This window comes from Leisingera thetidis (assembly GCF_025857195.1).
In the GTDB taxonomy this organism is placed as follows: Bacteria; Pseudomonadota; Alphaproteobacteria; order Rhodobacterales; family Rhodobacteraceae; genus Leisingera; species Leisingera thetidis.
Window position 1 is genome coordinate 3,311,750 of record NZ_CP109787.1, and the last position, 23,087, is coordinate 3,334,836.

The 23,087-nt window shown below is 65.9% G+C and carries 25 protein-coding genes; 9 read left to right on the forward strand and 16 right to left on the reverse strand.

The features are described from left to right. Nucleotides 1-119 precede the first annotated feature (119 nt). From OKQ63_RS15950 to OKQ63_RS15965, 4 genes are all read left to right on the forward strand, one after another. Entirely contained in the window at nt 120-593 is a 474-nt protein-coding gene (locus OKQ63_RS15950; protein ID WP_264211030.1) for a YHS domain-containing (seleno)protein, read from the forward strand. 122 nt (nt 594-715) lie between these two features. Continuing rightward, the gene (locus OKQ63_RS15955) at nt 716-1,252 is read left to right on the forward strand and encodes a GbsR/MarR family transcriptional regulator (protein WP_264211031.1); all 537 of its coding nucleotides are present in this window, start codon (nt 716-718) and stop codon (nt 1,250-1,252) included. Between the two features lie 187 nt (nt 1,253-1,439). Continuing rightward, a complete protein-coding gene (locus OKQ63_RS15960) occupies nt 1,440-2,255 on the forward strand; it encodes a fatty acid desaturase (protein ID WP_264211032.1) in 816 nt (271 codons plus the stop codon). Nucleotides 2,256-2,340: 85 nt separating this feature from the next. Then, nucleotides 2,341-3,213 (forward strand): DUF805 domain-containing protein, encoded by an 873-nt coding sequence (locus OKQ63_RS15965; protein WP_264211033.1) that lies wholly within the window; start codon nt 2,341-2,343, stop codon nt 3,211-3,213. A 50-nt stretch (nt 3,214-3,263) separates the two neighbouring features. Here OKQ63_RS15965 and OKQ63_RS15970 read toward each other — a convergent pair whose 3' ends face one another. From OKQ63_RS15970 to OKQ63_RS15985, 4 genes are all read right to left on the reverse strand, one after another. After that, a complete protein-coding gene (locus OKQ63_RS15970) occupies nt 3,264-4,634 on the reverse strand; it encodes a glutamate--cysteine ligase (protein WP_264211034.1) in 1,371 nt (456 codons plus the stop codon). A gap of 65 nt (nt 4,635-4,699) precedes the next feature. After that, nucleotides 4,700-5,227 carry a hypothetical protein gene (locus OKQ63_RS15975; protein ID WP_264211035.1) on the reverse strand — a complete coding sequence of 176 codons (528 nt, stop codon included), beginning with the start codon at nt 5,225-5,227 and terminating at the stop codon, nt 4,700-4,702. Nucleotides 5,228-5,337: 110 nt separating this feature from the next. Beyond that, nucleotides 5,338-6,198, reverse strand: coding sequence for a GNAT family N-acetyltransferase (locus tag OKQ63_RS15980; protein ID WP_264211036.1), 861 nt, complete (start codon nt 6,196-6,198; stop codon nt 5,338-5,340). Between the two features lie 156 nt (nt 6,199-6,354). Beyond that, nucleotides 6,355-7,080 (reverse strand): 16S rRNA (uracil(1498)-N(3))-methyltransferase, encoded by a 726-nt coding sequence (locus OKQ63_RS15985; protein WP_264211037.1) that lies wholly within the window; start codon nt 7,078-7,080, stop codon nt 6,355-6,357. A 12-nt stretch (nt 7,081-7,092) separates the two neighbouring features. Here OKQ63_RS15985 and ubiA point away from each other — a divergent pair, with 12 nt between their 5' ends. The 3 genes from ubiA to OKQ63_RS16000 are packed head-to-tail and all read left to right on the forward strand — an operon-like array spanning nt 7,093 to nt 10,331. Then, on the forward strand, nt 7,093-8,055 hold the full coding sequence (gene ubiA, locus OKQ63_RS15990) for a 4-hydroxybenzoate octaprenyltransferase (protein WP_264211038.1): 963 nt from the start codon (nt 7,093-7,095) through the stop codon (nt 8,053-8,055). Nucleotides 8,056-8,115: 60 nt separating this feature from the next. Then, on the forward strand, nt 8,116-10,020 hold the full coding sequence (locus OKQ63_RS15995; protein WP_264211039.1) for an OmpA family protein: 1,905 nt from the start codon (nt 8,116-8,118) through the stop codon (nt 10,018-10,020). Continuing rightward, on the forward strand, nt 10,017-10,331 hold the full coding sequence (locus OKQ63_RS16000; protein WP_264211040.1) for a hypothetical protein: 315 nt from the start codon (nt 10,017-10,019) through the stop codon (nt 10,329-10,331). The genes OKQ63_RS15995 and OKQ63_RS16000 overlap by 4 nt, the downstream gene beginning before the upstream one ends. A gap of 331 nt (nt 10,332-10,662) precedes the next feature. Here OKQ63_RS16000 and OKQ63_RS16005 read toward each other — a convergent pair whose 3' ends face one another. The 11 genes from OKQ63_RS16005 to OKQ63_RS16055 all read right to left on the reverse strand — a co-directional run bounded on the left by OKQ63_RS16005 (nt 10,663) and on the right by OKQ63_RS16055 (nt 19,809). Next, on the reverse strand, nt 10,663-11,109 hold the full coding sequence (locus tag OKQ63_RS16005; RefSeq protein WP_264211041.1) for a molybdenum cofactor biosynthesis protein MoaE: 447 nt from the start codon (nt 11,107-11,109) through the stop codon (nt 10,663-10,665). Between the two features lie 4 nt (nt 11,110-11,113). After that, nucleotides 11,114-11,359, reverse strand: a complete 246-nt coding sequence (gene moaD, locus OKQ63_RS16010; protein ID WP_264211042.1) for a molybdopterin converting factor subunit 1 — start codon at nt 11,357-11,359, stop codon at nt 11,114-11,116. Next, nucleotides 11,359-11,982, reverse strand: a complete 624-nt coding sequence (pgsA, locus tag OKQ63_RS16015; protein ID WP_264211043.1) for a CDP-diacylglycerol--glycerol-3-phosphate 3-phosphatidyltransferase — start codon at nt 11,980-11,982, stop codon at nt 11,359-11,361. Before pgsA ends, moaD begins: the two co-directional genes overlap by 1 nt. 137 nt (nt 11,983-12,119) lie before the next feature. Continuing rightward, complete coding sequence (gene uvrC, locus OKQ63_RS16020; RefSeq protein WP_434086015.1) at nt 12,120-14,000, reverse strand: excinuclease ABC subunit UvrC; 1,881 nt, start codon at nt 13,998-14,000, stop codon at nt 12,120-12,122. Nucleotides 14,001-14,311: 311 nt separating this feature from the next. Further along, entirely contained in the window at nt 14,312-15,088 is a 777-nt protein-coding gene (locus OKQ63_RS16025) for an SDR family oxidoreductase (protein WP_264211045.1), read from the reverse strand. A 33-nt stretch (nt 15,089-15,121) separates the two neighbouring features. After that, on the reverse strand, nt 15,122-16,072 hold the full coding sequence (locus tag OKQ63_RS16030; protein ID WP_264211046.1) for a calcium/sodium antiporter: 951 nt from the start codon (nt 16,070-16,072) through the stop codon (nt 15,122-15,124). Beyond that, a complete protein-coding gene (locus OKQ63_RS16035) occupies nt 16,069-16,242 on the reverse strand; it encodes a hypothetical protein (RefSeq protein WP_264211047.1) in 174 nt (57 codons plus the stop codon). The genes OKQ63_RS16030 and OKQ63_RS16035 overlap by 4 nt, the downstream gene beginning before the upstream one ends. A gap of 1 nt (nt 16,243) precedes the next feature. Next, the gene (locus OKQ63_RS16040) at nt 16,244-17,041 is read right to left on the reverse strand and encodes a S49 family peptidase (protein ID WP_264211048.1); all 798 of its coding nucleotides are present in this window, start codon (nt 17,039-17,041) and stop codon (nt 16,244-16,246) included. A 366-nt stretch (nt 17,042-17,407) separates the two neighbouring features. Then, nucleotides 17,408-18,169, reverse strand: coding sequence for an ABC transporter permease (locus OKQ63_RS16045; RefSeq protein WP_264211049.1), 762 nt, complete (start codon nt 18,167-18,169; stop codon nt 17,408-17,410). Then, the gene (locus OKQ63_RS16050; RefSeq protein WP_264211050.1) at nt 18,166-19,125 is read right to left on the reverse strand and encodes an ABC transporter ATP-binding protein; all 960 of its coding nucleotides are present in this window, start codon (nt 19,123-19,125) and stop codon (nt 18,166-18,168) included. Before OKQ63_RS16050 ends, OKQ63_RS16045 begins: the two co-directional genes overlap by 4 nt. Before the next feature lie 147 nt (nt 19,126-19,272). Next, entirely contained in the window at nt 19,273-19,809 is a 537-nt protein-coding gene (locus tag OKQ63_RS16055) for an SRPBCC family protein (protein WP_264211051.1), read from the reverse strand. A 214-nt stretch (nt 19,810-20,023) separates the two neighbouring features. On the opposite strand from OKQ63_RS16055, the gene OKQ63_RS16060 reads away from it, so the two are divergent. Next, complete coding sequence (locus OKQ63_RS16060) at nt 20,024-20,698, forward strand: NAD(P)-dependent oxidoreductase (protein ID WP_264211052.1); 675 nt, start codon at nt 20,024-20,026, stop codon at nt 20,696-20,698. 200 nt (nt 20,699-20,898) lie between these two features. On the opposite strand, the gene pobA is transcribed toward OKQ63_RS16060, so the two are convergent. Next, the gene (pobA, locus tag OKQ63_RS16065; RefSeq protein ID WP_264211053.1) at nt 20,899-22,080 is read right to left on the reverse strand and encodes a 4-hydroxybenzoate 3-monooxygenase; all 1,182 of its coding nucleotides are present in this window, start codon (nt 22,078-22,080) and stop codon (nt 20,899-20,901) included. Nucleotides 22,081-22,185: 105 nt separating this feature from the next. Between pobA and OKQ63_RS16070 the strand changes: the two genes are divergently transcribed. Beyond that, nucleotides 22,186-23,046 carry a helix-turn-helix domain-containing protein gene (locus tag OKQ63_RS16070; RefSeq protein ID WP_264211054.1) on the forward strand — a complete coding sequence of 287 codons (861 nt, stop codon included), beginning with the start codon at nt 22,186-22,188 and terminating at the stop codon, nt 23,044-23,046. Nucleotides 23,047-23,087: the final 41 nt, after the last annotated feature.

Sequence of the window (23,087 nt, forward strand, 5' to 3'; positions counted from 1 at the left end):
TGATCGCCGGACCCGCCACATCGGTGCCGTGACCCGCGGCATACCGCGGCACACATGGTGAAACGCCGGCCGGGCAGGCATTCGGGAACGCCGCGGCCGGGATTTGAAAGGACGGGACCATGAACAAAGTAAAAGCACTGATCAGCGGTGTGGCACTGTCGGTTGCCATGGCCACCTCGGCCCTGGCGGCCGGCGTTGAAATCAACGCCTCTTCCACCGGCCTTGCGCTGCAGGGCTATGACCCGGTGGCCTATTTCACGGTTGGGGAGCCGACTCCGGGCAACTGGAAAATCACCGCGACGCATAACGACGCGCTGTACCGCTTTGCCTCAGAAGAGAACAAGGCCCAATTTGAAAAGAACCCGGAAGCCTACCTGCCTGAATATGGCGGCTACTGTGCCTTTGGCGCGGCCATGGGCTTCAAGTTCGACGGCGACCCGACCCTGTGGAACATCGTCGACGACAAGCTGTATTTGAACCTGGCAAAAGACATTCAGACCCGCTGGGAAGGCGACATCCCCGGTTTCATCGAAAAAGCCGACACGAACTGGGACGACATCGCCGATAAGGATCCGGCAGCGCTGCAGCAGTAACACAACGCCCCCTCACGGGCGAACAGCCGGCGGCAGGGCAATCTGCCGCCGGTGTCTGTTTGGCTTGACACGGCTCAAGGTTTCAGGGTTTTCTGTCGTTACAGAAATTTCAGGATGCCGTGATGAAACTGACCCCCGCGATGCAGAGCTTCATCCTTCATTGGGGCGAGATGGGCAGCCGCTGGGGCGTGAACCGGTCGGTAGCCCAGATCCATGCGCTGCTGCACATCGCAACGGACCCGATGACCGCGGATGAGATCTGCGAGGTGCTGGGGCTGGCGCGTTCGAATGTGTCGAACGGGCTCAAGGAGCTGCAGGCGCAGGGACTGGTCAAGGTCAGCCGCCAGCTGGGCGACCGGCGCGATCACTTCACTTCGGTCCGCGACATGTTCGATCTGGTCGATGCGGTGATTGCCGCCCGGCGCGAGCGGGAGTTTGCCCCGACGCTGAAAGCCTTGGATGAGGTGATGAAGGAGGCCGGGGCCGACGGAACCCCCAAACCGGTCAAGGACCGCATGGGCGAGACCCTGCGGGTAATGCGGATGTTTGATGACTGGTACATGGATTTCTCCCGCCTGCCCCGATCCGTGCATCTGGCGGTGCTGAAGCTGGGCGCCAAGGTGGCGCGGTTCCTGCCTGGCGGCAAGCAGACAGAGTGAAAACGGGCCGCAGGCGGCCCCTGGCGGAAAAATTTTTACGAGGGAGTTTCACTGATGACAGAAATAACTGCAATTAACGGCACCAAAGCCCTGCCCGCGGTGGACCTGCCTGACGCTCCGGACACCCGGCGCGCGGCACCTTTTGCTGCAGCGTCCCGCCAAGTTGCCGCCGGCAAAGGAGGCTGCCATGTGCCCGCCTGTTTCCCGTGAAGCCGCCCCGCGCGATGCCGCATGGCAGGATCTGCTGCCGGTCACCCGCCGCCAGCGCTGGGTGGAGCTGAGCCTGCCCTTGCCCTGGCTGGCTCTGTCCTGGGGGCTTTATGCCTCGCCGCTCTGGCCGCTGGGGGCGGCAGCGGGCTTCCTGTTCTTCCTCTGCGCGCTGCGGCTGAACCATGAGGCGATCCATAGCAATCTCGGCCTGCCCCGGCGCGGGGACATCGCCGTGCTGCATGCCCTCAGCGCGCTGATGTGCGGCTGCAACTGCTCGGTCGCCTGGAGCCATATGCAGCACCACCGGCATGCCATGGGCCCCGGCGATATCGAGGGGCACTGCGGCCATATGAGCGCAGGCGAAGTGCTGCGCTACGGGCCGCGGTTTCCGGTTGACCTGATCGGCGCCTGCTGGGCGCAAGGCGGTGCCAAATGGCGGCGGCGGATGCTGCGGGACGGGCTCTGCGCGGGGCTGGCCGCCGGGCTGGTCCTGTGGAGCGGACAGCGCTTTCTGCTGCTGCATCTGGCGTCGATGGGTGCGGCGCAATGCCTGACCGCCTTCTTCGCGGTCTGGATCACCCATCAGGGCACCGCGGCGTCGGGTCTGGCGGCACGCAGCCAGCGCGGCGTGCTGGCCAGGGCTGCGTATCTGATGTTCTACCACCGCGAGCACCACCTGTTCCCCAAGGTGCCCGTGAGCCGCCTGCCGGAACTTGCCGCGCTGCTGGACGCACAGGTGCCCGGCTATGCTTCCAGCCGCCTCCCGGTGGTGCCCTGGCTGGACCGCGGCTGACACCTCGGATCCGGCCCGAATCCGACTCGAATTCCGCCTCAGCTGACACGCAACCCAAGGGAGATTATTTCACAGCAGGTTTCCAATGATCCCCCGCATTCCTTCCGCTTTTGAAAGCTTTGCCTTCAAGTTTCTCGACTTTGGCGACCGCGCCACCCGCCTGGAGTACTGGTGTGTTATCCCGGTGGTCTGGCTGCTCATTTTCCTGATGCTGCCTGGCGAGGCCGCCGAAGTCCGGGGGCATCTGTCGCGCCGCGAAGTGCCGCCGCTGAACCCTTTCCATTATGGCTCGCTCGGGTTGTTTCTGTTCACCTTCCTCCCCAGGCTTTCGCTGACCGTGCGCAGGCTGAATGATGCCGGGCGCAGCGGCAGATGGGCCAGGCTGCCCTTTGTTGCCGTTTCCCTCGGGCTGATGATGAGCTTTGGTTTTGCCACCTCGCTGCCGACGGCGGATCAAAGCGGCCTGGGCGTTGCGGTTATCGCAGGCGGCGCAGTGGTCGCCGCATTGTCAGGCGGTTTCTGGGAAACGATGTTCAACTTCGCGGCCATTGCCAATGCCGTGAATTGGGACGCCGTCCTGGGCACGCTGCTTGGTGCCGCCGCAAAGGCGGACGTGAGTGCTGGCCTGCAAACCGCCCAGGCAACCGGCTTGCAGAACCCGGCCGTAGAGCTGCAGTTCTTGTTCTACTCGGTGTTCTTTGGGCTGGTGCCGGCTCTTGCCATTCTGGTGCATCTCTATTTCATGCGGCTGCCGTCAGAACGCGATGATAACATCCACGGCGCCAGCAGCGCGCAAGCGCCCGCGCACGCCAACCAGGACAGCAAGCGCAACGCCTATGCCGGCTATGCCTATCTGACCAAGCGCACGGGAGATGAAGAAAAGATGCTGCAGGCCGCCCGCAAAGCGCAGATCCGCGAGCTCTATCAAAGTCGGGTGCTGGGCAAGACAAACGGCTAACAGCCCCCCTGCCAAAAAAAGGCCGCGCCCGGAGCGCGGCCTTTGCTGTTTCAGTAGGCGAACTCGCCGTAGATGCGGCTGAGGTCCTCGCCCCAGGCCCCGCTGTAGCGCTCCAGCAGCTCATCCGCCGGGACCTTGCCGCTCTCAAGACTGTCCTTCAGCGCGTTGAGGAAATGGGTCTCATCCGGCACCAGGCCGCCCGCGCCGGGCTTGTGCCGGGCCTTGAGGCCGCTCTCCGAAATCGCCACCACTTCACGCGCCAGCTCATGCATGCCGATGCCGTTCACCTTGGCTTGCAGACCCTGCTCGGAGGCCGCCACGCGCAGGCCTTCGCGGGTCTCGGCATCCCAGCCCTTGACCAGATCCCAGGCCGCGTCCAGCGCGCTCTGGTCATAGGTGAGGCCGACCCAGAAGGCCGGCAGCGCGCACAGGCGGCGCCAAGGGCCGCCGTCAGCGCCGCGCATCTCGATAAATTTCTTGACCCGGGCCTCGGGGAAAATCGTGGTCAGATGGTCGGCCCAGTCGCTCAGCGTCGGGATCTCGCCCGGCAGCGCCGGCAGCTCGCCCTTCAGAAAATCGCGGAAGGACATGCCCAGCGCGTTGATGTATTCGCCGTTGCGGTAGACAAAATACATCGGCACATCGAGCGCATACTGCACCCAGGCCTCGAACCCGAAGCCCTCCTCGAACACAAACGGCAGCATGCCGGTGCGGTCGGCATCCAGCGAGCGCCAGACCCGGGCGCGCCAGGATTTGTGGCCGTTCGGCTTGCCATCCAGGAACGGCGAATTGGCAAACAGCGCCGTGGCGACGGGCTGCAGCGCCAAGGCCACCCGCAGCTTCTGCACCATGTCGGCCTCAGATTCGAAATCCAGATTGACCTGCACGGTGCAGGTGCGGCGCATCATGGTGGTGCCCATGGTGCCGACGTCCTGCATGTAGCCGTCCATCAGCTTGTAGCGGCCCTTGGGCATCAGCGGCATGTCTTCATGGCGCCAAACAGGGGCGGCGCCCAGGCCGATGAAGCCGACGCCGATCCTGTCGGCGATATCCTTGACGTCGCGCAGGTGGGCGTTCACCTCGTCGCAGGTCTCGTGAATGGTTTCCAGCGGCGCGCCGGACAGCTCCAGCTGCCCGCCCGGCTCCAATGAGATATTGGCGCCGTCCTTGGTCAGGCCGATGAGGTTGCCGCCTTCGGTCAGCGGCGCCCAGCCGTGGCCGTCGCGCAGGCCCTCCAGAACCGCCTGGATGGAGCGCGCGCCGGCATAGGGCAGCGGCTTCAGCGTGTCCTTGCAATAGCCGAACTTCTCGTGCTCGGTGCCGATGCGCCAGGCGTGCTTGGGTTTGCAGCCGTCGGCCAGATATTCGGCAAGCTGCTCGTGACGTTCGATCGGCCCGCCGCCGGACTGGGGAATGGACATGCCTGGCACTCCGTCCTGTTAGGTCTGTCTTGAACGGTCAGTGGTGGGCGGAATCGCCGCCAGTGTCAATGCAGGCGCTGATGTTCCGGCCGGCTGGAACGGCGTTCCCAGATCACGACCTGGTGACCGCCCTTGCGGCGCAGTTCCGTCAGCATCCGTTCGGTCTTGAGCCCCGGAAGCGCTGCAAAAACGTCGAACAGCGCCTCGTAGCCTTCGGCATTCACAGGGATCGCCAGCGGCGGCTGGCCCGGCTGCTCCAGCAGCCAATGCGGCGGTTTGGCGGATTGATCCAACGCCAGCCGCTCCAGTTCCGAAGCCGCCACCGCGCCGCCGGTGAGCGGGCCGAAATAGGCAATCTGCCCCTCGTCCACCTGCACCACGCCAGGTCCGCCGGTGCCGCGCCGGAAGCGCATCCGCTGGGCGCCGATGACCGCAGTCACCAGGCCGGTCGCCACAAAAGCCCAGCCGGTGATGGCCGTGAAGCCGGCCGAGGAGAAGGCCCACTTCAGACCCAGCAGGAACATCATCGCGGCAGCGAGGACCTCGCGCCATTGCCAAAGGATGGCGCGGGCTTCCGGGCGGATGAAACTCATGTGTTTCGCCTCTTAAAACGTCTGGCAGGCGCAGCGGCCTGCCGTGCCCTCCTTATTTGTGCGGCCCGGCCCGCGGATGCAATGGGCAGCGCACCGATTGCCAACCGGTCCTATTGGCCGCCGACCGCCACAGGCTGCGAAAACTCGACAATCCGGTAGTCGCCGATGCGCTGGAAGCCCAGTTTCCGGTAGGCCCGGATGGCGGCGGTTCCGGAGGCAAACAGGATTGCCTCCTGCACCCCGTTTTCATGCGCTTCCGCCAGATGCAGCGCCACCGCGCGGCGGGCAAAGCCGCGGCTGCGCTGGCCCGGCGGCGTGTAGACGCCGCCGATCTGCACGGTCCTTGGCAGCACCGCGTTGAAAGCCGTCATCGCCACCGGCAGTCCGCCCAGTTCAAGGATCCGGCCGCGGCCGCTGTCCACCAGCGCCTCCGCCCGCGCGGTGGAGCGCCGGCGGATCTCCGGCAGGTTCTGCGAGCCGAAAATTTCCTTGTCGTAGGCATGACGCCATTCGGTGATCAGCGGCACATCCTCAGGGTGCATCGGGCGCAGGGTGCTGCCGCCGGAAGGCATCTGCAGGTCGCGCAGCTGCAGCCGGAAATGCGGCTCCTCATCGGAAAACCCGATCTGGCTGCGGTCCAGCTCCAGCGCGGCCAGCATGGCCTCCGCCTGCCGCGCCTCGCCGGTCAGCGATGAGATCCGCCGCCCCGCCAAAGCCCGGCGCAGTGCGGCAGCCTCGGCCGGCGGGACCTCCGGTGCATCGAATATGAAATAGCCTGCCTCGGTCAGACCGAACACGCCGGTGACCTGCCCGTCATCGCGGCTGAGCCAGACGGTGGTGGCCTTGGGGTGGCCGCTGGCGTTCAGCCCGTGGTCGCGGATATTGCCCGCCAGGAACATGGAGGTTGCCGCCCGCGGCGCCAGAAACCTCTCGATGGCCTGCAAATCCCCCTGTGACGCTTTGCGAATCAAGTTGCCCTCCATGATCGGTTGCCGCTCCTGCAATGGCCTCCGGATGAAGCCCGGGCCAAGCATCCGATGGCAGCAGGGCTGATTCAACTCCGGGTTGCTGCCAATTTGACAGGAAGTGGTTTCCAGAGTCTGATCGGGGCGCGGTTTTCCGGACCGCTACCAGTCGCCGAGCGCCTGCTGCCACAGGGTCATGGCGGCCACCGCCGCCGTGTCCGCGCGCAGGATGCGGGGGCCGAGGCTGACCACATGGGACTGCGGCAGGGCGTGCAGGCGCTTGCGTTCCGCTTCGGAAAAGCCGCCCTCGGGGCCGATCAGAATGGCCCAGGGCGCGCCCGTCAGCGTCTGCGCGGCCAGCTGCAAGGCATTGCCCGCCTCCGCCTCGTCGCAGAACATCAGCTGGCGCTCAGCGGGCCAGTGATCCAGCAGGCGGGAAAGCTTCTGCAGCTCCGCCACCTCGGGCACATAGGTGCCGCCGCATTGCTCGGCCGCTTCCACCGCGTGGGCCTGCAGACGGTCCTGGCGGATGCGTTCGGAATTGGTGAATTCGGTCTGCACCGGCAGAATGCGGGCCGCGCCCATTTCAGCCGCCTTTTCAACGATGAAATCGGTACGCGCCTTCTTGATCGGGGCGAACATCAGCCACAGGTCAGGCGGCAGCTGCAAGGGTTTGCTCTGCTCCTGACAGGCCAGCACGCCGCCGCGCTTGCCGGCGTCTGCAACTTCGGCCAGCCACTCGCCGTCCTTGCCGTTGAACAGCGCCACGGGGGCGCCCACGGACAGCCGCATCACCCCGAACAGGTAATGCGCCTGATCCCGGTCCAAAGGAACCGTTTGCCCTGCCCCCAAGGGGTGCTCTACATACAGTCTGATTTTTGCACTCATGGGGTCCTACATATGCAAGGCCAGAAGCCAGCGCCAGAGGGTCAGGTCGCGGATGCGGTCACGGGAAACTGGGTCGACAGGCATGCCCCGGAATGGACACGCCCCTATCTGCGGCTGTCCCGCGCCGACCGGCCGATCGGCACCTGGCTCCTGCTGATCCCCTGCTGGTGGGGGCTGGCGCTGGCCATCCTGGCGGATCAAAGCCCGCGCTGGCAGGATCTGTGGATCGCCGCCGGATGTGCCGCAGGCGCCTGGCTGATGCGCGGCGCCGGCTGCACCTGGAACGACATCACCGACCGCAACTTCGACGGACAGGTGGAGCGCACACGCTCACGCCCCATCCCCTCGGGCCAGGTCACGGTCAAGGGCGCGCTGGTCTGGATGGGGCTGCAGTGCCTGGCAGGCCTGATGATCCTTCTGACCTTCAACCAGGCGGCCATTGCCATGGGCATCCTGGCGCTGCTGCCGGTGGCGGTCTATCCCTTTGCCAAACGGTTCACCTGGTGGCCGCAGGCGTTTCTGGGGCTCGCCTTCAACTGGGGCGCCATGCTGGCCTGGGTGGCGCATTCCGGTTCGTTAAGCTGGCCGCCGGTGCTGCTGTATCTGGCCGGCATCGCCTGGACGCTGTTTTATGACACCATCTATGCCCATCAGGACACCGAGGACGACGCCCTGATCGGGGTGAAATCCACCGCCCGGCTGTTCGGCACGCAGACGCCGATGTGGCTGCGCCGCTTCATCACCGCCTTTGTCGGGCTGATGGCGCTGGCGGTGATCACAGCGGTTCAGGACAGCGCCTCGGTGATGGCTCTGGTGCTGGCGCTGGCCGCCCCCTGGGCGATGGGCTGGCACATGACCTGGCAGCTGCGCGCCTTTGACGCGGACAACAACCGGAGGCTTCTGCAGCTGTTCCGGCTCAACCGGGATACCGGCCTGATCCCGCTTATCTTCTTTGTGCTGGCCATGTTCGTGTGATTGAACCGGGACCGCCTGCAGGGTATGAGCGCTTAACGCAAACTGGGAAGATGCCGCCATATGCGCCTGTCTAAGCTGATGATCCCGGGCCTGGCCTTTGCCGCCGCTGCCGGGCTGAGCCTTGTTGCCGCCGGATTTGCCGTCACTGCCGTGGAACGGAGCACCGAACGCGGCGTGCGGCGGGCGCTGGATGACGGCGGCTTTGCTTGGGCCGAGGTCACGGCAGACGGGCTGCAGGTGCTGCTGGAAGGCACCGCTCCGGATGAGGCGACGCGGTTTTCCGTGAAGTCTCTCGCCGGGACCGTTGTCGATGCGGCACGGATCGTTGACGGAATGGAGGTGCCGCCCGCCGGCGGCCTGGCGCCGCCGCGGTTCTCGGCGGAAATCCTGCGCAATGACGGCGGCATCTCGATCATCGGGCTGATCCCCGCCGGATCGGGCCGCAAGGCGCTGGTCAAGGAGCTGAACGAGCTGGCTGGCGCCGAGAATGTCGCCGACCTGCTGGAAACCGCCAAATACACCATGCCCGAGGGCTGGCAGGACGCCATGGGCTTTGCGGTGGAGGCGCTGAAGCTGATGCCCCGCGCCAAGATCTCGGTTGCCGCCGGACAGGTTTCGGTGACTGCCATTTCCGGCAGCGAGGACGCCAAGGCGCGGCTGGAAGAGCAGCTCGGCCGCCTGGCGCCGCCGGGGCTGCGGCTGGCGCTGGACATCGCCGCGCCGCGGCCGGTGATCACCCCGTTCACCCTGCGTTTTCTGCTGGATAAGGACGGCGCCGAGTTCGACGCCTGTTCTGCCGAAAGCGAGGAAAGCCGCGTCCGCATCCTGGCGGCTGCCCGCAAGGCCGGGCTGCAGGGCGAGGCGGATTGCGTGATCGGCATGGGCGTGCCCTCGCCCAACTGGGCGCGCGCGGCAGAGCTGAGCATTGCGGGGCTCGCCGAGCTTGGCGGCGGTTCCGTCACCATTGCCAATGCCGATATCACCCTGGTGGCGGCCGAAGGCACGGAGAACGGGCGGTTCGACCATGTCGTCGGCGAGCTGGAAAGCGCCCTGCCCCGGGTCTTTGCCCTGCATGCGGTGCTGCCGGTGCCGGAGGCGCAGGATGCCGGCGGCATCCCGGAATTCACCGCCACGCTCAGCCCTGAAGGCCAGGTGCAGCTGCGCGGCCGGCTGTCCGATGCGGCCCTGCGCGCGGTGGCAGACAGCTATGCCAAGGCGCGGTTCGGCTCGGGCAATGTGCACTCCGCCGCCCGGGTGGCTTCCGGCCTGCCCGCCGACTGGCCGGTGCGGGTGCTGGCCGGGCTCGAGGCGCTCTCCTACCTGCAGCGCGGCGCGGTCACCGTGACGCCGGAGAACCTGGAGCTGCGCGGCATGAGCTACCGCAAGAACGCCCCGGCCGAGATTGCCCGCTACCTCTCTGCCAAGCTGGGTGAGGCCGAGACCTACGGTCTCGACATTTCATATGAAAAGCCGCCCGAGCCCAAGGACAAACCGCTGCCGCCGGAGCTGTGCGAGGCGCAGCTGGCCAGCGCCCAGAGCGAGGCCAAGATCGCGTTTGAACCCGGCTCGGCCACCATCGCCTCCGAGAGCGCCGGAACAATGGACCGGATTGCTGCAATCCTGGCCCGCTGCGGCCCGGTGCGGTTGGAGATCCAGGGCCACACCGACAGCCAGGGCCGCGAGGCGATGAACCAGAATCTGAGCCAGGGGCGGGCCCAGTCGGTGCTGAACGAGCTGCGCGCGCGGCGCGTGGTGACCTCGACCTTTGCCGCCAGGGGCTATGGCGAAAGCGATCCGATTGCCGACAACGGCACCGAAGAGGGCCGCGAGGCCAACCGCCGCATCGAATTCAAGCTGATCCGCCCGGCAGCGGCGGCGGGCGCTGGTGAAGACAGCCCCGATGAGGCCACTGGCGAAGAGGCCGCCGAAAGCGCAGAAGACGCACAGGAGACCACCGAGCAATGAACAGAACCGAGTTCATCATCACCACCGCGATCATCCTGTTTGCGGCCTTTGCCCTGGGCTGGTTCGCCAACTGGCTGGTTCATCGCTTCACCCGTGTGCGGCAGAGCGATGTAGCCGATCTCGACCGGATGAGCCAGGAGCTGCACGAGGCCGAAGAAACCCGTGACCAGGCGATCACCTATCTGCAGCAGCGCGAGGCGGAGCTGACCAACCAGCTCACCCAGACCGAAGCAGAACTGCGCGCCGCGATGGAAGGTCTGCGCGAGGCCCGCCGCGAGGCCGAGGAGCTGCGCAGCCAGATCCCGCATTGAGCTTCGGACAGCGGGGCACTCCCGAGCCTGCAGATAGCGCCGGCTGCGCCAGCACTACCCGGCCAGCCTTGGGCGTAGCGCCGTGCTGGCGCACGGCGCATGATTTCTACTGAGATGGCCCTGACGGGCGGGCCTGCCCGCCGGGGCCATTAGTGATCTTTCGGAATGCACCGCACGTCCGGGGCAAGCTGCTGGCGCGGGGCCTTCGGCCTCCCTGACCTGCCGCCCGCAGGCAGAGCCGCGCCGAGCCTTGCGAGGCGCCCGGCCCAACAGGCGGAAATCATCTTTGATGATTGAACACCTGGCGGGAGCCCTGCCCCGGCGCCACAGATCACCAGCGCTTGAGGGCGTCTTCGTCCGTGTCCTTGGCAGCCACCCAGTCCGAGCCGCCGCCGGTCAGGATTTCCTTCTTCCAGAACGGCGCGCGGGATTTCAGATAGTCCATCAGGTATTCCGCCGCCTCGAATGCATCCTTGCGGTGGCGGGCGGCGGTGGCGACCATCATGATCCGCTCGCCCGGAGCCAGGCGGCCATGCCGGTGGATCACCAGCGCATCGGCCAGCGACCAGCGTTTCACGGCGTCCTTGGCAATGGCGGCCAGCGCCTTTTCGGTCATGCCGGGGTAATGCTCGATTTCCATTGCCTCCAGACCGCCCTGATCGGCATCGCGCACCACGCCGGTAAAGGTCACAACCGCGCCCGCGCCGGCCACGCCCGCGGCAAAGGCATCGCTTTCGGCGCCAAGCTCGAACGGGGCTTCCTGGACGCTGATCCGCACTGCCTCAACCTCCAGTCATCGGCGGGAAGAACGCCACCTCGCGCACGCCAGCGAGCGGCGCGTCGAACTCCGACAGCTCCTGATCAAGCGCCACACGCAGGGCGGACAGATCGGCAAAGGCGGCGGCATAGCGCGCCTCGCGGGCGCGCAGCTCTTCGACCAGATCCGCCACCGTGGCGGCAGAAGTCTCCACCTGCTCGCGCGGCAGGCCGATGCGCTCGCGCACCCAGGCAAAATAGAGAATATCCATCAATGGGCCTCCTTCAGATGCGGCATCGCCTTGCGCAGGTAATCGGCGCCGGTGATGATCGTCAGGGCCGCCGCCACCCACAGCAGCCACAGGCCGAGGCGGCCGGACCAGACGACGCCCGCGTCGACCCAGTTCAGTCCGGCGAAATCCTCGGGCCGTTTGGACAGATAATGCTCGAAGATGCCCTGCGAGAACAGGGTCGCGATGGCCAGCATCTGGGCGGTGGTCTTCCATTTCGCCAGCTTGGTGACCTTGAGCGTGCCCGCCGTGTCGCCAAGGAATTCACGCAGCCCGGAGACAAACACCTCGCGGAACAGGATCACCGTGGCGGGCAGCACCAGCCAGGGGGTCCAGTGCTCGGTCGAGTAGCCCACCAGGATCATCAGCGCGATCACCACCATCGCCTTGTCGGCAATCGGATCCAGCATCGCGCCCATCCTGGTCTCCTGTTTCCAGGCCCGGGCCAGGTAGCCGTCGAACCAGTCAGTCACCGCGGCGGTGATGAACAGGAGCAGCGCGAACCAGTCCGCATAAGGCCGCGAGAAGTAGAGGAACATCACCGCAAGGCCGGGCGCAGCAACGAGCCGCAGCAGGGTGAGAATATTTGGCAGGGTCCATTTCATGCGGGCACATTATCCGGCTGGCTGGCGCGTGGGAAGCAGATGGCAGACAAAAATCCGCCCCGCGGGGGCGGATGCCTCCGGCGGGGATATTTCCGGCCAGAAGAACAGGAGAGTGTGCCGGTTTTCAATGGGTTATTTCAACTGCTGCCGTGGAAATGGTCGTAGATGCGTTCCGCCAGCGCATCCGAGATGCCTTCCACCGCCCTGAGGTCGGCCAGATTGGCACGGCTCACCGCCTTGGAGCTGCCGAAATGGGCCAGCAGCGCCCGCTTGCGGGAGGCGCCGACGCCGGGCACTTCGTCGAGCGGTGTTGCGCTCATCGCCTTGGCGCGTTTGGCGCGGTGGGTGCCGATGGCGAAGCGGTGCGCCTCGTCCCGCATCCGCTGGATGAAATAGAGCACCGGATCGTTGCGCTGCAGGGCAAAGGCCCGTTCACCGGTGCGGTGGAATTCCTCCTTGCCGTGGTCGCGGTCGACGCCCTTGGCCACCCCCACCATTGGAATGTCCTGCACGCCGTGCTGTTCCATAATCTCTGCCACCGCAGAAACCTGGCCGGCACCGCCGTCGATCAGCAGGAGATCGGGCCACAGCCCCTTGTCCCGGTCCGGGTCCTCTTTCAGAAGGCGCGAGAAGCGGCGGTTCAGCACTTCCTTCATCATGCCGAAATCGTCGCCGGGCACCAGGTCGTCGCCCTTGATGTTGAACTTGCGGTAGGCGCTTTTCATGAAGCCCTCGGGCCCCATCACGATCATGCCGCCCACGGCATTGGTGCCCTGGATGTGGGAGTTGTCGTAGACCTCGATCCGCTGCGGCGGCCCGTCCAGCCCGAACGCCTCGGCAATCCCGCGCAGGAGCTTGGCCTGTGTTGCGCTTTCGGCCATGCGGCGGGCCAGGCTTTCGCGGGCGTTGCGCACCGCAAAGGCCACCAGTTCCGTCTTTTCGCCGCGCTGGGGCACCAGCAGCTCGACCTTGCGCTCCGCCTTGCCGCTCAGCGCTTGCTCCATCAGGTCGGTGTTTTCGATGGCGTCCGACAGGATCAGCTGCCGCGGCGGCACCTTGTTGCCGTAGAACTGGCCGAGGAACGCCTCCATGACCTCGGCCGGGCTGTTGTCGGCATCCACCCGCGGATAGAAATCCTGGTTGCCCCAGTTCTGGTTGGCGCGGATGAAGAAGACCTGCACGCAGGCCTGCCCCCCCTCCTGATGCAGCCCGATCACATCCGCTTCGGCCACGCCGCGCGGGTTGATGCCCTGGCTCGACTGCACCTGGGTCAGCGCCTTGATCCGGTCGCGCAGGGCGGCAGCGCGCTCAAACTCCATTGCCTCGGACGCCGCCATCATCTGTTCTGCCAGTTCCTCCTGGATCTTTGTGGAGCGGCCGGACAGGAAGCGTTCAGCGTCGCGCACACTTTCGGCATATTCGCTTTCCGTGATCAGCCCGGTGCAGGGCGCCGAGCAGCGCTTGATCTGATACTGCAGACAGGGCCGGGTGCGGGTCTCGAACATCGAATCCGAGCAATTGCGCAACAGGAACGCCTTTTGCAGCTGGTTCAGCGTGCGGTTCACCGCGCCGGCGCTGGCGAAGGGGCCGAAATAGCTGCCCTTCTGCTTGCGGGCGCCGCGGTGCTTCATGATCTGCGGAAACCCGTGATCCTTGGCGACCAGGATATTCGGGAAGCTTTTGTCATCGCGCAGCAGCACGTTGTACTTGGGCTTCAGCTGCTTGATCAGGTTCTGCTCCAGCAGCAGCGCCTCGGTCTCGGTCCGCGTGGTCAGGAACATCATCGAGGCGGTGAGCGCGATCATCCGCTCGATCCGCGGGCTGTTGCCGGGGCGGGTATAGTTCGACACCCGCGCCTTGAGATTGCGCGCCTTGCCCACGTACAGCACCCGGCTGTCGGCATCCAGCATCCGGTAGACGCCGGGCGATGCGTCCAGTGTCTTCACGTAGTCCTGGATCACGGCATAGCCGGTGCGGGCGGGCGAATCCGAGGGGGGGTCGGCTGGCTGGTCAGTCATGCGCCCAGACATATGATTCCCCGCCTTCGGCTGCAATGTTTGCCTGCCCGGATCAAGAGCGGGGAAATCCACGGAAGCTGTGGATAACTACGGAGATATCTTTGGGCTATCCCGCCTTTTCCCTTATTTTGAGGAGGTTTCGGACGAATGCCTAAAAATTAGGCTGTTTGGTAACACTCTGTTTTTAATGTAAATTTTTCTTCTCCCCTGTCAAGGTTCTGAAAACAAAGACACTTTTGTAACGCTTCCGTGACGGCATGTGAGCCGGTGCAAAACTTGCGGGGACCGGGATGGTTCAGTCCCGGTTTGCGTCACTCCAGCCCCTCGCTGTCCGGGGTCCGCCAGCCCAGGTGCTGACCGCCATCCACACAGATCAACTGGCCGGTGACCGCCTTTGCGCGCAGCAGGTAGGACAGCGCCGCGGTGATGTCCTCCGCATCCGCGCCGCGCTGCAGAATTGTCGCCTGGCGCTGGCGGGCAAACTGCTCCGGGCTTTGCCGCGGGCCCGGCAAAGTGGGCCCCGGGCCGATGCCGTTGACCCGGATATGCGGCGCCAGAGCCTGGGCCGCAGTCCGGGTCAGCGTCCACAGTGCCGATTTCGCCAGCGTGTAGCTCATGAACTCCGGCGTCAGCTTGCGCACCCGCTGGTCGATCATGTTGACCGCCAGCCCCCAGGCCTGCGGCTCGCCGCCGCCATCCTGCTGCGACGGCACGTCCTGCGCTGCCATCGCCTGCAGCAGCACGAAGGGCGCCCGCAGATTGCTGTTCAGGTGCCGGTCCCAGCTGGCCCTTGTGGCTGTGGCCAGGGTGTCATGCTCGAAGACCGAGGCATTGTTGACCAGGCAGGTGACGGGCCCGCCCAGCGCCTCTGCCGCGCGGGGCAGCAGCGCCTGGGCCTGGTTCTCATCCAAAAGATCCGCCTGCAGCACCGCCGCCTGGCGCCCGCAAGCGCGGATCGCCCGGGCCGTGTCTTCCGCATCTTTTGCCGAGGAGGCGCAATGCACGGCAACATCATAGCCCCGCGCAGCAAGCTCCAGGGCCATCGCCCGGCCCAGCCGCCTGCCCGCTCCGGTCACCAATGCCCGCATCTGCGCCTCCCTGCTGCTGCTGCAGACACAGAGTTAGAACAGCACGAACATATAAGCCAGATAGAGCGCGCTGAGAATGACGCCCCAGGTACGGGTAATGTCCTGTTTGAAGAAGACGAAGGGGATCAGCAGCAGCGAGGCCGCCAGCATCACCCAAAGGTCAAAGCGCAGGAACTCCGGGGCCACGCTGATCGGGCCGATAAAGGTGGCAATGCCGATGATGGCCAGCAGGTTGAACATGTTGGAGCCGATCACATTGCCCAGCGCGACATCCGCCTGGCGGCGCAGCGCGGCCATCACCGTGGTGGCCAGTTCCGGCAGCGATGTGCCGACCGCCACCAGCGTCAGGCCGATCACGGTTTCGCTGATCCCGTAAAGGCGGGCAATGATGGTGGCATTGTCGACCAGCAGGTCAGCCCCCAGCGGCAGGCCGATCAGCCCCAGCAGCAGATAGGTGCCGACGCGCCAGTAGGGCATGTCCGGATCGGCTTCCTCGATCTCTTCCAGATCGGCCTCGGCGGCACAGCCGTTGCGGCGGTGGTCGCGGGCGTCGCGGAAGGCCACGACCAGCACCCCGGCGAGCGCCGCCAGCAGGATCAGGCCGGACCACACGGTGAAAGTGCCGCAAAAGGCCAGCCCGATGAACAGGACCGAGGCGCCCAGCATGAACATGTAATTCCGGCGGGTGCTGCACTCGCTGGTGTGCAGCGCCCGCATCATGGCGGGGATGCCCAGCACCAGCAGGATATTGGCGGTGTTGGAGCCGACCACATTGCCCATCGCGATGCCGTCGGCGCCCTCATGCACGGCGCTGATGGCAATCAGCAGCTCCGGCGCCGAGGTGCCGAAGGCGACGATGGTCAGGCTGACGATCAGCGCCGGCACCCCCAGCCGCAGGCTGAGGTTCACCGCGCCGCGCACCAGCGCATCGCCCGCCAGCAGCAGAATCACCAGGCCCAGTGCCGAATACAGCCATGGCATCATTTGCCGCGATCCCCTTTCTTGCAGGCACAAGGGCCCTTGCCGATCCGGAAGCGGCCGCAGGACGGGCAGCGTCTGGAATTCAGTTGTTTCCGGCCGGGAAACCGAAGCTTCCCGAACATGGCGAGCACCGCCATGACCGCCAGAAAAATTGCAACGATCTTGAACAGCACGTCAGAGCCCGAAACGCGCGTATTCGGCCCGCTCCTCGATCCCGGCCAGCGCGTCCTGCGCGATGCGCAGACCGAACCGGCTCAGCAGCGGCTTCTTGAGGCCATAGCGGCGGAAGCGGACCTTCTCGCCATAGCGCTCCTGCATCTTGGGCTTCAGGTGGCCGATGCCGTCGATCAGCCCCAGTTCCTCGGCCCGGCGCGCCAGCCAGATCTCGCCGGTGAACAGATTCTCGTCGCCCGTCAGCTTGGACCCGCGCCGTTCGGTGACATGATCGATGAAATTGGCATGGATGTCGTTCAGGATCACCTTGAGACGCTGCACGTCCCCGGGATTTTCGGGGCGGAACGGGTCGAGCATCGACTTGCTCTCGCCGGCAGTATAGACCCGGCGCTCCACCCCCTGACGGGCCAGCAGCACATGGGCGCCGAAACCTGCGGAGATCACCCCGACCGAACCCAGCACCGAACTGGCATCGGCCCAGATCTCATCCGCGGCCGCCGCCAGCCAGTAGCCGCCCGAAGCCGCGACATCCTCGACAAAGGCATAGACCGGGATGCCCAGCTCTTCGGCCAGGCTGCGGATGCGGGCGCCGATCAGCGAGCTTTGCACCGGCGAGCCGCCGGGCGAGTTGATCTCCAGCGCCACGGCAGCGGGCCTGCCCTTGCGGAAGGCGCGCTCCAGCACAGGCGCCAAGGCGGTATCGCTGAGCGAGCCGCGGCCCGGCATGCCGATGGCGCCATTGAGGCGCACCACTGCCACCAGCGGCTGTCTTTTCAGGAAAGGCAGGTGAAATCTCATGGCGCCGATGTAGAGGGCCGCCCGGGGTGAAACAAGGTGCACCGCCCGGGGAATTTTTGCGGAATGCAAAAACCGCACAGCCGCGGGCATAATTGCAACGCTGCCTTGCGCCGCGGGAATGGCAAGGGGGGAGGGGACGCTCCCGCCCGTCAGGACAGCATCCTGCGGATGCCGCCTTCCCGTTGGGCCGGGCGCCGCGCTGACGCGCGGCGCGGCGCGGCGCGTGAGGCCGGCGGGATGAACAACGCCGGCGGAGGTGCGCAAAGGCCCGGCACGCGCAGCGTGCCGGGCCCAACCGGGAGGGGACATCCGCCAGGATGTTGCCGAGCGGGCGGGAGCGATCCGTTTCGCGGCACCGGCCCCGGATCACGCCCGGATGCGCCAGCCGGTTTTGAAGATCCACCAGATCACGCCCACGCAGGCCAGGGTAAAGCCGCCAATGGCGCAGAGGCTCAGCAGCACCGGCACATCCGCCTGGCCGAAGAACGCCCAGCGGAAGCCCGACACCAGATAGACCACCGGGTTGAACAGGGTAATGGTCTGCCACACCGGCGGCAGCATCGAGATCGAGTAGAACGAGCCGCCCAGGAACACCAGCGGCGTCACCACCAGCAGCGGCACCAGCTGCAGCTGCTCGAAATTCCCCGCCCAGATGCCGATGATAAACCCCATCAGCGAGAAGCTGAGGCAGGTCAGCACCAGAAAGGCTGCCATGGCTAAGGGATGCTGGATGTTCAGATCGACAAACAGCGACGCGGTGCACAGGATCACCGTGCCGATGAACAGCGATTTCGTCGCCGCCGCGCCGACGAATCCGGCGACCACCTCCAGGAAATTGATCGGCGCCGAGAGGATCTCGTAGATGTTGCCGATGAACTTGGGGAAGTAGATCCCGAAAGAAGCATTGGAGATGCTCTGGGTGATCACCGACAGCATGATCAGCCCCGGCACGATGAAGGCGCCGTATTCGACTCCGTCGACCTCCTGGATCCGGCTGCCGATGGCGCTGCCGAACACCACGAAATACAGCGAGGTCGACAGCACCGGAGAGAGGAAGCTTTGCAGGAAGGTGCGCCAGAACCGCGCCATTTCCGCCTTGTAGATGGTGGCAACCGCTGTCCAGTTCATGCCGCGTCCCCCTTGGCTGCGCCCGTCCCGTCCGCCTCCTTTGAAACAAGGCCGACAAAGATGTCTTCCAGGCTGGATTCCCGCGTCTGCACGTCGGCCAGCACCAGCCCGGCCTGCGCCACATCATTGAGCAGCGTGGTGATGCCGGTGCGCTCGGCGCGGGTGTCATAGGTGTAAAGCAGCGCATCGCCGCCATTGACCAGCTGCAGATTGTGCCGCGCCAGCGCCGCGGGGATCTCCTGCACCGGCGCGGTCAGCTGCACCTCCAGCTGCTTCTGTCCCATCCGGGCCATCAGCTGCTCCTTTGCCTCGACCAGCAAGAGCTCGCCGCCGGCGATCACCCCGACCCGGTCGGCAATCGCCTCGGCCTCTTCGATGTAATGGGTGGTCAGGATGATGGTGACGCCGCTTGCCTTCAGCTCCCCCACGATCTGCCACATGTCCTTGCGCAGCTCCACGTCGACGCCTGCGGTCGGCTCGTCCAGAAACAGGATGCGCGGCTCATGCGCCAGCGCCTTGGCGATCAGCACCCGGCGCTTCATGCCGCCCGACAGTTCCATGATCTTGGAGTCGCGCTTGTCCCACAGCGACAGCTTGCGCAGCACCGCTTCGATCCGCGCCGGGTCCGCGGATTTGCCGAACAGCCCGCGCGAGAAGCTGACGGTGTCCTGCACCTTGGCAAAGGGCTCCAGCGTGATCTCCTGCGGCACCAGCCCGATCAGGGAGCGCGCGGCGCGGAATTCCGTCACATTGTCGAAGCCGCCGACGCTGACGCTGCCCGAGGTGGCAGTGGTGATGCCGCAGACGGTGGAGATCAGCGTGGTCTTGCCGGCCCCGTTGGGACCAAGCAGGGCCAGGATCTCGCCCTCTTCAATATCGAGCGAGACGCCTTTCAGCGCCTCGAAACCGCCGTCATAAACCTTGCGCAGGTCGCGGATGGACAGGATGGCCGCCATGGTGCCTCCGGGATGGCTTCAAATCGCGGCCACCCTAGCGGCGGTTTGCCGCATCTGCCAGCCCCCGGCCCGCAGACGCGCGTGTGCGCCTGCGCAGGGGCCGCAACCGCAGGCCCTGCATCAGGTCCGGCGCAGCGCCAATGCGGCTCAGCCGCGGCCGGTCACCTTGCTGAACCAGCCCTTTTTGCCCTCCTCTGCGGCCGTCTCCGCCGCTTCGCCGGCAGGGTCTTCGCCAGCGTCCGCGTCCGGCGCCAGATGCGCCTGCAGGTTGGCAAAGAACTGATCCGCCATCTTCTTGGCAAAACCATCGATGATGCGGCTGCCCAGCTGCGCCAGCTTGCCGCCGACCTTGGCCTCGACGTCATAGGACAGCAGCGTGCCGGTTCCGGAAGGCGCCAGCGTCACCATGGCGCCACCCTTGGCGAACCCCGCGGCACCGCCCTTGCCTTCTCCGCTGATGGTCAGTTTCTCGTTTTCCACCAGATCCGACAAGGTGACCTGCCCCTTGAAGGTGGCTTTGACCGGGCCGACCTTCTGGGTGACGGTGGCCTCGAACCCCTGCTCCGGCGTGCCGGTCACGTCCTGGGCGCCGGGCACGCAGGCCTGCAGCACATCCGGGCTCAGCAGCGCCGCATAAACGGTTGCGGGATCGGCGGCGATCTCTTTCTGGTCACTCATCTGCATGGGCTAGGCCTCCCTGGCGTTCTGTTCCGGTTCCTCTCAGACCTAGCCCCGCCGCCGCCCCCTGCCAAGCCGGCAGTGGACGGCTCGCCCGGATCCGCAGCGCTCAGACCGACGCACGGCAATGGCTGCCGTGGCGTCTAGCTGCGTAATTTTATCTTGATATCGAGATTTTTGTTTATTATCTCGATATCAATATAAAAACATGGAGCACACTATGAAGATCATCGTTTTCGGCGCCACCGGCGATGTCGGCAGCGCGGCGGTTCAAGCGGCAGCACGGCGCGGCCATCACGTCACCGCGGTTTCACGCAATCCTTCGGCACTTGCAGCAAGCAACCCATCGGTGACCCCGCTGCCGCTGGATCTGCTGACGGATTCGCAGGCCGCAGCCAGGGCAACGCAAGGCCACGATCTGGTCATCAGCGCCCTGCGCCCGCCCGCCGGGCGTGAAACCGACCTGATCCCGCTGACCCGCATTGCGGTAGAGGCGGCGCGCAGCGCCAAGGTTCCGGTCCTGATTACCGGCGGCGCGGCACTGCTGAAGCTGGCGGATGGCAGCGGCCAGACAGTGCTGAGTGCGCCGGGCTTCCTGCCCGAAAGCGCCCGCCCGATTGCCGAAGCCTGCGCGGCGCAGGACGCGATGCTGGACCTGGAAACCGGAGTCGACTGGACCTGCCTGCGCCCGCCTGCGCTGCTGACAGAGGGCCCGCTGACCGGCCAATATCAACTCGGCACCGATACGCTGCTGACGGATGCGGCAGGTGTTTCGCAGATCTCCATTGCGGATTTCGGCGCAGCGCTGCTGGATCTGGCCGAAAACCCGCGCCGCTCCGGCCCCAGGCTGACGGTTGCCTGGCGCACTCCCGCCCCTGCCCTGGCGGCCGGCTGATGCCGGGCCTTGGGCAGCGTTGGGCCCGGCAGCGCGCTGCGCACGCTGCCGGGGTGGCGTGCCGCCGGCAGGCGCCGCGCGCCAGCGCGGCGCCCGGCCCAAGGCTTTGCCTTGCATCCCCGATGCATGGCAAAGGCGCGGGAGCCCGCCGTTCCCTGCTCAGCCGTTGTGCTTGGCGATCCGCATGGGAGGTCCCGCCTTCAATAGGGCAACCCGACATAATTCTCCGCCAGCGAGATCTGTGCTGCTTCCGAGGAGAACAGGTAATCCAGCTCCGCCCGCTGCAGCCGCAGATCGGTTGCCGTGCCTTCCGGCGCGCGGTGCAGCAGATTGGTCATCCACCAGCTGAACCGCTCCGCCTTCCAGACCCGTGCCAGCGCCTTTTCCGAGTAGGCATCCAGCCCGGCACTGTCGCCCTTCAGATAGTGATCCAGAAATCCGTGATAGAGGTAATGGATATCCGAAGCCGCCAGGTTCAGCCCCTTGGCGCCGGTCGGCGGCACGATATGGGCAGCGTCGCCTGCCAGGAACAGGTTGCCATAGCGCATCGGTTCGGCCACGAAACTGCGCAAGGGGGCGATGGATTTCTCGATCGAGGGGCCAGTGTGCAAACCGGCGGCCACGTCCTCCGGCAGGCGCCGCTTCAGCTCTTCCCAGAAGGCCGCGTCGCTCCAGTCTTCCGCCCGGTCGGTCAGCGGCACCTGGATGTAATAGCGGCTCAGCACCCGGCTGCGCAGCGAGCACAGGGCAAAGCCGCGCTCATGGCGGGCATAGATCAGCTCCTCGGCCACTGGCGGCGTTTCCGACAGAACGCCAAGCCAGCCGAAGGGATAGACCTTTTCGTATTCCTTCAGCACATCCGCCGGGATCGACGTGCGGCTGACCCCGTGGAACCCATCGGCGCCGACGATGAAATCGCACTCGGCCCGCCGCGCCGCGCCGCCGTGGTCCCAGGTCACGTAAGGGCGTGCTTCGGTCAGCGCATGCGGCTGCACGTTCCGAGCCTCGTGGATGACCACCCCGCCGATGGCATCGCGCGCCTCATAAAGGTCACGGGTGACTTCGGTCTGGCCATAGACCATCACCGTGTCGCCGCCGGTGTGCTTTGCCAGATCGATCCGGTCGAGCTGTCCCTGATGGGCGATGTGGAAGCCCTCGTGGATCTCCCCCTCGCGGTCCATCCGGGCACCGCAGCCCGCCTCGCGCATCAGATTGACGAAACCATGCTCCAGCACGCCCGCCCGGATCCGGCCCAGCACATGCGCGCGGCTGTGTTTTTCCAGCACGATGGAGCTGATCCCCTTGCGGTGCAGAAGCTGCGACAGCAGCAGCCCCGAAGGCCCGCCGCCAATGATGACAACCTGCGTCTGATGCGTGGACATGCGCGTTCCCCATGATCGTTCGATGTAGCCGTGCGAGGGGAATTATGCGCCGTGCGCGCCTGTTTGCGAATGGACCCAACGCGCCGGTTCTTGTACATTCCGCACATGAAGGCCCCGCCCCGCATCGACAGCTACAACCTGTTTGGCGAAACCGCCGAACTGGCCGATGTGCTGCATGCCGAGACAATCCGCGCCCGTTCCGAGCTGCATGACTGGGAATTGCGGCCGCACCGCCATGCCCGGCTGCATCAGCTTCTGGTGCTGACCGGCGGCGAGGGGGAGGCAGACCTTGACGGAAACAGCCACGCGCTGACCCCGCCCTGCCTGATCAATGTGCCCCGCGGCGTGGTGCATGGCTTCCGCTTCGGCAGCGGCACCGGCGGCTGGGTGATCACCCTGGCCTCCGATCTGCTGGACCAGATCCTGGCCCCGGGCGAAGGGATGCGCGCACCGCTGGAGCAGCCCGCCGTGCTGGCGCTGCCCGCGGGGCTGCAAGACCTGGCAGAGCAGCTTTTCCGCGAATACGGCCGCAGAGAATTCGGCCGTGCGCAGATGCTGCGCGGGCTGGCGCTGTCGGTCACCGCGCTGGCCGCCCGCGCCATTGCCGAGGCCCGGGAACAAGGCCCGCAAGCCCAGTCCAGCCCGCTGTTCACCCGCTTTGAAGCGCTGGTGGAGCGCGATTTCCGCCTGCGCCGCCCGCTGGCGGAGTATGCGCAGGAACTGGCAGTGTCCCCGACGCATCTCAATCGCATCGCCCATCAGGCCACCGGCCAGCCTGCTTCGGCGCTGATCACCGCCCGCGTCCTGCGCGAGGCGCGGCGGCTGTTGATCTATACCAGCCTGACCGCGGCGCAGGTCGCCTATGAGCTGGGGTTTAACGATCCGGCCCATTTCAGCCGGGTCTTTGCCAGGGGCACCGGACTGCCGCCACGGAAATTCCGCCAGCAGCTTGCCGAAGGCGGCTGACCCGCCGCAGACTGCCCAGTGCAGGGCAACCAAAGGGGACA